Origin of the sequence: Actinospica sp. (assembly GCF_035552695.1) — a bacterium.
GTDB lineage: Bacteria > Actinomycetota > Actinomycetes > Streptomycetales > Catenulisporaceae > Actinospica.
The window spans coordinates 1-9264 of sequence record NZ_DASZKT010000114.1 but is presented as its reverse complement, the minus strand read 5'-3'; the positions used below and the strand labels follow the sequence as shown (position 1 = coordinate 9264).

Genomic DNA, 9264 nt, shown 5'->3' with positions numbered 1-9264 from the left:
GTGTGGGACGCCTCGACCCCGGCGTACGGCAACGACGGCGGCTCGTCCACGGCAGTGCTCAAGGGCTGCCAGGACCCGCAGCAGGCCGCCGAGTTCGCGGACTGGATGAGCACGGACGCGCAGTCGGTCACGAACCTGATCAACGTCACCGGTATCTACCCGGCGGCGACCTCGGGCCTGACGAACGCGGCGCTCTCCGCGCCGAGCGCGTTCTACGGCAACCAGGTCATCTACCAGGTCTTCAAGAGCGAGATGCCGGACATCAACACCTCCTGGCAGTGGGGTCCGACCATGACGCAGACCTCGACCGATCTCGGCAACGACCTCGGCGGCGTGGAGACCGGCTCGCAGACGCTGACCGGAATGCTCACCGACGTGCAGACCAAGACCGTCAGCGCGCTCAAGTCGCAGGGGATGTCGGTTTCGGGCTCATAAGCCCGCTGACGAGGAGCTGGGGCCGCCGCACCGGCCTCCAGCCGCTCGTCCCCCATACCTCGCACCGCCCTGAACGACCGCGACGGCGAAAGGCCATCCCCGTCATGACCACCCAAACCTCGGCGCCGCCCGCCGATGCGCGCGTCGCCGCCCACCCGCCGGCGGCGGCCCTCGCGACACGTCGCCGGATCCGGCGCACCGCGCTGTGCTTCCTGGCGCCGTTCGCAGTGCTCTTCCTCGGTGTCTATATCGCGCCGATCCTCTACACCGTGGATCAGAGCCTGTACAAGCTGCACCACAGCGGGCTCGGGCTGTCCGCGCCGACCAAGGCCTTCGCGTGGCTCGGCAACTATGTCGATGCCTTCCACGACGCCGCATTCCGCGCCTCGCTGCTGCGCGTACTGCTGATCGGCGTCGTCCAGGTCCCGCTGATGCTCGGCCTCGCGCTCGTGCTCGCCCTGCTGATCGACGCGAAGAGCACGATGTTCAAGAGCTTCTTCCGGCTCGCCTACTTCCTGCCCTACGCGCTGCCCGGCGTGATCGGCGCGCTCATGTGGTCCTACCTCGTCGCCCCCGGCCTGAGCCCGATCACCGCGCTCGCCCACCATCTCGGCTGGAGCCTTGACCTGACCACGAACGGCATGCTCGCGCCGACCATCGGCAACATGCTGACCTGGGCCTGGACCGGATACAACATGCTGATCATCTACTCGGCGCTGCAGGCGATCCCGCCGGAGCTTTCCGAGGCCGCGACCGTGGACGGCGCCTCCGCCTGGCGGATCGCCTGGCACATCAAGATCCCGACGGTGCGCCCGGCGCTGGTGCTCACCACGGTCTTCTCCATCATCGGCACCGCGCAGCTCTACAACGAGCCGGCCACGCTGCAGGCCGTCGCCCCCAACCTCGGCAGCACCTACACCCCGATCTTCGCCGCGTACTACTCGGTGGCGAACAACGACTTCCCCTACGCCGCGACGGAATCGGTGATCCTGGCCGTGCTCGCCTTCGCGCTGTCCTTCGGCTTCCTGCGCCTCGTCCAGCGCCGAGGGGTGGCCCGATGAACAACCCCGTCTCGCGCCCGACGCGCTGGATTGTGCTCGCGCTGATGACGCTCAGCCTGATCTACTTCCTGGCCCCCGTGTGGTGGCTGGTGGTCTCCGCGACGAAGACGAACTCCGGGCTGTTCACCGGCAACGGCTTCTGGTTCGGGCGGTTCAACTTGCTGAGCAATCTCAAGGGCCTGTTCTCGCAGCAGGACGGGATCTATCCGCTCTGGCTGCTGAACACCGTCATCTATGCGGGGCTCGGCGCCGCCCTCAGCACACTGTTCTCGGCGCTGGCGGGCTACGCGCTGGCCAAGTTCCCCTTCCGCGGCCGGGAGCTGGTGTTCAACATCGTGCTCGCGGCGGTGCTGGTGCCGCAGGCGCTGCTGGCGATCCCGCTCTACCTGCTATTCTCGCCGATCCACCTGGTCAACACATATTGGAGTGTGCTGATACCGAGCATGGTGAGCCCCTTCGGGGTCTACCTGGCGCGGATCTACGCCGCGGCCGCCGTCCCGGACGAACTGCTCGAGGCCGCGCGGATCGACGGTGCGGGCGAGACGCGCACGTTCTTCCAGATAGCGCTGCGGGTGATGTCCCCGGCGCTGGTGACGATCTATCTGTTCCAGTTCGTGAGCATCTGGTCGAACTACCTGCTGCCGGCGCTCATGCTGGCCAACGACAGGCTCCAGCCGGTCACGGTCGGCATCGTGGGCTGGGAGGAGCAGCGCGGCATCGGCAACGCCGTGCCCACCAACATCGTGATCACCGCCGCAGCACTCTGCGTCGTACCGCTGATCATCCTGTTCCTCTCGCTGCAACGCTTCTGGCGCACCGGCTTGACCGCGGGGAGCGTGAAGTAGATGTCGGCGCAGCACATTTCCGGGTACCGCCGTGCCCGCTACCACCTGCGTTACCAGATCCTGCCCGCCGATGACCCGACCGAGACGCGCGTTGAGGCCGAGGAGCTCGCGAAGGTCTGCGAGGACCTCGAGATCGACGAGGTCGTGCTGCTGCTCGGCGCCGAGGACGTCTACGACGGGCATGTGGCCGGCGCCGAGGAGGACCGCTGGTTCGAGACGATCTCGCTCGCGTACGGCGTACTGTCCGGCGCCGGGATCTCGGTGAGCCTCAACCCCTGGGTCACCGTCGGACACGCCGACCGCGGCCGGCTCGACCGGCTCGGCTTCGCCCCCATGGTCGCGCCCGACGGCCGGGCCGCGACGGCGCAGGCCTCGTTCGCCTGCCCGCGCTGGCGGGACTGGCTGGTCGGGCAGTACGGGCGCTTCGCGGAACTCGGGCTCCGGGTGCTCTGGCTGGAGGACGACTTCCGCTATCACAACCACTCTCCGCTCGCCTGGGGCGGCGGCTTCGAGCCGTTGATGCTCGAGCGGCTCTCCGCGCTCACGGGCGAAGCCGTCACCCGGGAGCGCGCGGTGCAGGCGATGACCAGGCCGGGCCCACCGCACCCCTGGCGCGCGCTGATGCAACAGGTCTGGCGCACCGCCCAGCTCGAAGTGGCCGGCCTGGTCAGCGCGGAGGTGGGACGGCGCTCCGCGGGCCGTTCACGACTCGGCCTGATGAGCTCGCGTCTCGACGCGCACGCGGTCGAGGGCCGGGACTGGACTGCCCTGTTCGAAGCCTTGTCGGTCAACGGGCGGGTTTCGCAGCGTCCTCACTTCGCCTGGTACACGGACGTTCCCGGGAGCGCGCTGAGCGGCCAAGTGTGGTTGCTCGAGGGCCAGCGCCGGCTGCGGCCCGAGTTCGTGCGGAGCGAGCCGGAGATCGAGAACTGGCCCTATACGTCGTGGGCGAAGTCCGACGTGCAGACCTGGTCCGAGATGACCACCGCGCAGTTCGCGGGCTCCGACGCGCTGCTGATCAACGCGTACCCGAACCACGAGCGGCACGTCGCGCAGCGCTACCCGCGAGTCGGCGGGATGCTGCGGGATTCGCGTCCGGCGCTGGACTGGATCGCCGAACGCTACCCGCGCGACTTCGAGTCCCGGGGCGTCGGACTGCCCTTCAGACCCGACGCCTCCGCGCACGTCCGCGCGCATGGAGGCGGGTTGTCGGAACTGGAGGTGGACCCCTCCCCCGCAGCGGACTTCCTGCTGCGCTACGGCGTTCCGGTCACGGCGGGGTCCTCGCCGGTCCAGGCGCTCTTCGGACAGCAGGCCTGGGCCTTCGACGAACGCGAGGTACACGAGCTGCTGTCCCGAGGTCTGCTGCTCGACGGCGTGGCCGCGCACGTGCTGTGCCATCGGGGTTTCGGCCCGCTGCTCGGTGTGGAAGTGCCAGAGCTCGTGGACCGCGAACAGCGCTCACAGCCCGGTCCCTATGCCCGCGAACGCCTCGTCGGTGCCGCGCTCGCCGGTGAGCTCGACCTCGAGCACAGCATGTTCAGCGTCAACGTGCAGCCCGCTCTGGCCAGGATCGAGCCGTTGCGCGGAGCCGAGATCTGGACACAGGTCGAAGCCGCGGACGGCGTCTACTGGGGCGCGGGCCGGACATCATTCCGCAACGAACTCGGCGGCCGGGTCGCCGTACTCGCCGCCACCGCCCCCGCCGAACTGCCCGGCAGCGACGCGGCACAGCTGCTGTTGCACCGGACCGTGCGCTTCCTCGAGGGTGCGAACCCTGAAATACCGCTGGTCAGCGGAGGGCCGTTCCTGATCCCTCATCTATCGAGAGTCGGCGGCGCCGCGCGCCTCGCGATCGCCAACGGGAGCACCGATCCGGCACGCCCGGTCGTCGACCTCCCCGCGCCCCCCGAATGGACACGCGCCACCAAGCTGGCGCCGCTGGCCGCTCCCGAAGCCGAATCAGCTTCCGTCGACGGACTCCGCGTGCACGTCGCGTCGGAGCTCGGCCACCGCGGATGGCTGGTTCTTGAATGGAAACCGCAACCCACGATGAAGTGAGGTAGTCGAGAATCATGCGTATTTCCAGGCCAAGGCGGCTCGCTGCAGCCGCCGCGGCCGCAATCCTCTTCGCACTCACGCTCCAGGGCGTCGCGCCGGCCACGGCCGCGACCGGCGCGACCGGCGCGACCAAGAACCCCACCCCCGGCGACACGACGATGACGGTCATCTCGTCCGACGCGATGGACGTCATCGTCGACACCACGTTCCCCGACGTTCTCGGCTACCAGTGGAAGGCCGACGACGGGGTTCTCGGCGGCCACTCGGGCACCGCCCCACAGCTCGTCCTCAACGGCACGGCCTACACCCCGACCGTGACCTCCACCACCGCCGCCGACCATGTCGACTATGTGATGAAGGTTGCGTCGATCGGCGCAACCCTGGACGCCGAGATCTCCGTGGCGAACGACATCCTCGATTTCAAGATCACCAAGATCGTGGACGGCAAGACGCCCATCACCACGGTGGCCATCCCCGGTCAGGCCCTCGTCTCGGTCAGCGGAAACCAGACCGGCGCCCAGTTGGCGGACGCGAACATCTACCGCACCTACTACGCCCCGGGCCCGAGCCTCGACACCGTCAAGTCCGTCAAGGACCTCTCCGTCGACGCCGCGCCGGTGCAGAACGAGGTCGCCATCCTCTCGGGCGACGGCGTCTCCTCGGCGATCTGGAGCAGCGCGATCCAGTCCTACGGAAACCTGCTCGTGCAGACGACAGCGAGCGGGGGCGTCAATACCACGGCCGCCTGGAGCAACACCTGGACGTACCGCGGCAACGACGGCAAGGCGGTCGCGTTGCCCGAGGCCAAGGTCGTGCTCACCGGCGACCGCAACGCTGACGGCAAGGTCGACTGGCAAGACGGCGCCACCGCCTACCGGGAGATCATGACCACGCCGGTCGGCGCTTCAGAGGTGTCGAACAACGTCGTCTCGCAGATCGCGTTCAACATGTCGAGCCAGGCGGAGACCCCGTTCATCGAGACTCTGGACGACATCAAGAAGGTGGACCTGAACACCGACGGCCTCGGCCAGTCGATCGAGGTCAAGGGGTACCAGGATCAGGGCCATGATACCGGCGACCCGGACTACGCTGGCGACTGGAACGTGGCGGCCGGAGGCCTGCCGGCGCTGCGGACCCTGGTGGCGGGCTCGAAGCAGTACAACGCGATCGTCGGTGTGCACATCAACGACGCGATGGAGTCCATGGACGCGAACGCGTTCCGTTGGAGCAAGACCACGGCTCCGACCGATCCGAGCAACCCGTACGTGTTCCAGGACACCGATTACATGATGAACACAGACCAGGACCTCGCCTCCGGCGACTTCGCCACGCGCGTCGCACAGCTGACGAAGGCGCTGCCAGACCTCGGGTTCGTCTATACCGACGCCTTCTTCAGCGAGGACTGGGACGCATGGAAGGAGGCGAACGTCGTCAACGGCCACGGCCTCCCGCTCGAGACCGAGTTCCCGACGTACGTCTGGCCCTACGTCGACTGGTACCACGACTCGAACGAATACAACAACGTCGGCATCAACAGCCAGATCATGCGCTTCATCTACAACTCGGACGCCGACGCCTGGATCCAGGACAGCCAGCCGATGCTCGGCGGTGCGCAGAACGTCGGCTTCGAGGGCTGGCACGGAGGCACCGGCACCGACTACAACGCCGCCATCGCCAACGTCTTCACCAACAACCTGCCCACCAAGTGGCTGCAGAGCTTCCAGATCACCGACTGGCAGAGCGACGAGATCGACTTCACCGGCGGAGTGAAGACGACGATGAACGGCAAGAACCCTGAGATCTGGCAGAACGGCGTGCTGCTGCGCGACGGCGCGGACGAGTTCCTGCCCTACGACCCGTCCACGGACGCGAAGATCTACGCATGGTCCGGCGACGGACAGCAGCGCACCTGGACGCTCCCGACGACCTGGGACAACCAGAAGAGCGTCACCCTCTACGAGCTGACCCAGACCGGCAAGGCCGACCCGGTGACGCTGCAGGTCAACGCCGCGCATCAGGTCACTTTGAACATCAAGGCGAACACGCCGTACGTGGTCTATCCCTCGGGCGCGGTCCTCAAGCCGATCAACCAGAACGGCACGCCCGCGCTGAACAGCGCGACGGCGAGCGGCGCGGACTACGGCCAGGGCGGCATAGTCAAGGACCCCGAGTTCTACACGCAGTCCTTCGCCGACTGGACGCGCGCCTCGACGACCGGTAGCACGCAGGGTGTCACCATCGGCACGGACGCCAAGGGCTTCCAGTACCTGCAGATCGCCGGCGCGGACGAGGGCCAGGTGAGCCAGACCCTCACCGGCCTGACGCCCGGCACGACCTACGCCGTCGGAGCGTGGGTGAAAGTGGTCGGACACCGCACCGCCTCGATCCAGGCCAGCGGGTACGGCGGACAAGCCGTGGCGAACTCGATCGATGCGCCCACCCCACCGCAAGACGATGCCGACAGCAGACTCTACGGACAGGATTACCAGAGGCTGCAGGTCCTGTTCACGCCCACGGCCGGCCACACGACAGCAGTGCTCTCACTGATCGGCGGCGCGGACTCGACCACGGGCGACACCGTCTCCTGGACCGACGCCGAGGCCCAAGCCGACCCCGGCGCGAACAACCATCCCGGCGGAGTCTTCTACGCGGAGAACTTCGAGCACGTCGCCCAGGGCTGGGGACCATTCATCCCGGGCATCTCGCAGGAACAGAGCGCCATGCTCTCCACGCTCAACCCCGGATACACCAGGGACACGATCGGCGGCGACCACTCTCTGCAGACCATTGATAACGGCAAGGGCCTGCAGTTCCGCACCTGGCCCGGCACGATCGCCTTCCAACCCGGACACGCCTACCGCGTCCAACTCGACTACCAGACCGATACCGCAGGGCTCTACGACTTCCAGGTGGGCGCGGACGGCCGCGGCAAGCCGATCGTCGACATCCCGCTGAGCGCGACCACGAACCGGGCACTCAACAGTGCGCCCGCCTCGACCGACCCGAAGCCCAACGGCTGGACCGACAGCCTTCCGCCGCAGTATTCGGCGCCGCATGCGAGCATCGACGCCAGCTTCACCGCGGGCTCCTGCGGCTCGGCGTACCTCGGCCTCTACCAGAACAACAACGGCAACGGATCCGGGGTCATCGACAACCTCGTCGTGACCGATCTCGGTCCCGCACCCAGCGCCGAGGACCAGTGCGACGCGCTCTCAACGCTGACGGTGAACGCGCCGGTCGTCACCCCCGGCAAGCCGGCCACGGTGACCTCGATGTTCACCAACACCAGTAAGGAGCCGGAGCAGAACGTCGATCTGGCTACGTCCATCCCCTCCGGCTGGACCGCGACCGGCGGCAACGCCGGGGCGGCGAGCGTCGCGCCCGGCGCCAAGCTCGTCCAGACCCTGCAGGTCACGCCGAGCGCCGATGCGGCCGGCCAAGCCAACGTGCTCGCCGCACACGCGACGTACACCTGGAACGGCGAGCAGGACGCGGTCAGCGGCACCGCCAACGCCCAGGCCGCATACGCGAACCTGGCGGCGACCTTCAACGACGTAGGCGTCACCGACAACTCGAATACGGCGCCCGGTGCTTTCGACGGAGGCGGTGACAGTTTCTCAGCCCAGGAACTCGCGGCGGACGGCGCGACCCCCGGTGCGAGCATCACGTTCGCCGGAACGAAGTTCGCCTGGCCCGACGTGCCGAACGGCACGCGGGACAACACGACCGCGCAGGGCCAGCTGATCAGCGTGAGCGGCAGCGGAACGCTCGGTTTCCTGGCCTCCGCGGCCGGAATTCAGCAATCGGGCGCTCTCACCGTCAACTACATCGACGGCACGTCCTCGACGGCGACCTTCGGTGTGCCCAACTGGTGCTGCGAGACGCAAACCGACTTCGGCGCACAGGTCGCGCTGAAGACCGTCGGCAACAACGCGCCGACCGGAAACAGGCAGAACGGCACCGAATACGACGTCTTCTATAACTCGGTGGCGCTGGAGCCCGGCAAGGAGGTGTCCTCGATCGTGCTCCCCGCCAACTCGGCACTGCACTTCTTCGCCGTGGCCGCTTCGGCTCCGTGACCGGATTCGAGTACTGAGGTGCCGCGCGGGGGAGCACGCCCGCGCGGCACCAGCCCCCTTCCGCCCGGCCCCCTGAAAGGGAACGAGAGCATGCGAGACCCAGACTGGTGGCGGCACGCGGTCGTCTATCAGATCTACCCGCGCAGCTTCGCCGACGGCGACGGCGACGGGATCGGGGACCTCGCCGGTGCCCGCCGGAAGCTGCCGTACATGGCGGGCCTGGGCGTGGACGCCGTGTGGTTCAGCCCGTGGTACCCCTCGCCGTGGCCGGACGGCGGATACGACGTGGCCGACTACCGAGCCCTCGACCCGCTCTACGGCACCCTGGCCGACGTGCGCGCGTTCATCGATCGGGCGCACGCCCTGGGAATCAGGGTCCTGCTCGATCTTGTACCCAACCACTGCTCCACCGATCACGCGCTGTTCCGCCAGGCCGTCGCCGCCGGGCCCGGCCACCCGCACCGGCGGCTCTTCCACTTCCGCGACGGGCGCGGCGAGCACGGCGAACTGCCGCCGAACAACTGGCGCTCGAACTTCGGTGGATCCGCGTGGACCAGGATCACCGAGCCGGACGGCTCGCCCGGCCAGTGGTACCTGCACATGTTCGCCCCCGGCCAGCCCGACTGGAACTGGGAGCACCCGGCCGAAGGCCTGCTCACCTTCCGACGCGGAACGGGCGGCAACCGGCTGATCGTGGCTGTGAACTTCTCCGACACCGAACGGCGCCTGCCGGAGCACGACAGGGTTCTGCTGGCCAGCGGACCGCTCGGCGCGGAAACGCTG

5 protein-coding genes and 1 pseudogene are annotated in these 9264 nt (G+C 68.1%); all 6 read left to right on the top strand.

What is annotated here, in order from left to right; genetic code table 11:
- Positions 1-435, top strand: a pseudogene (locus VG296_RS13980) (sugar ABC transporter substrate-binding protein); the annotation flags it as partial.
- A gap of 104 nt (positions 436-539) precedes the next feature.
- Positions 540-1496 (top strand): sugar ABC transporter permease, encoded by a 957-nt coding sequence (locus tag VG296_RS13975; protein ID WP_325566126.1) that lies wholly within the window; start codon positions 540-542, stop codon positions 1494-1496.
- On the top strand, positions 1493-2341 hold the full coding sequence (locus tag VG296_RS13970) for a carbohydrate ABC transporter permease (protein ID WP_325566125.1): 849 nt from the start codon (positions 1493-1495) through the stop codon (positions 2339-2341). Before VG296_RS13975 ends, VG296_RS13970 begins: the two co-directional genes overlap by 4 nt.
- Positions 2342-4402 (top strand): hypothetical protein, encoded by a 2061-nt coding sequence (locus VG296_RS13965; RefSeq protein WP_325566124.1) that lies wholly within the window; start codon positions 2342-2344, stop codon positions 4400-4402.
- Positions 4403-4416: 14 nt separating this feature from the next.
- Positions 4417-8481 (top strand): endo-alpha-N-acetylgalactosaminidase family protein, encoded by a 4065-nt coding sequence (locus VG296_RS13960; RefSeq protein WP_325566123.1) that lies wholly within the window; start codon positions 4417-4419, stop codon positions 8479-8481.
- A gap of 90 nt (positions 8482-8571) precedes the next feature.
- Positions 8572-9264, top strand: a 693-nt coding sequence (locus VG296_RS13955) for an alpha-amylase family glycosyl hydrolase (RefSeq protein ID WP_325566122.1), incomplete at its 3' end; no start/stop codon positions are given.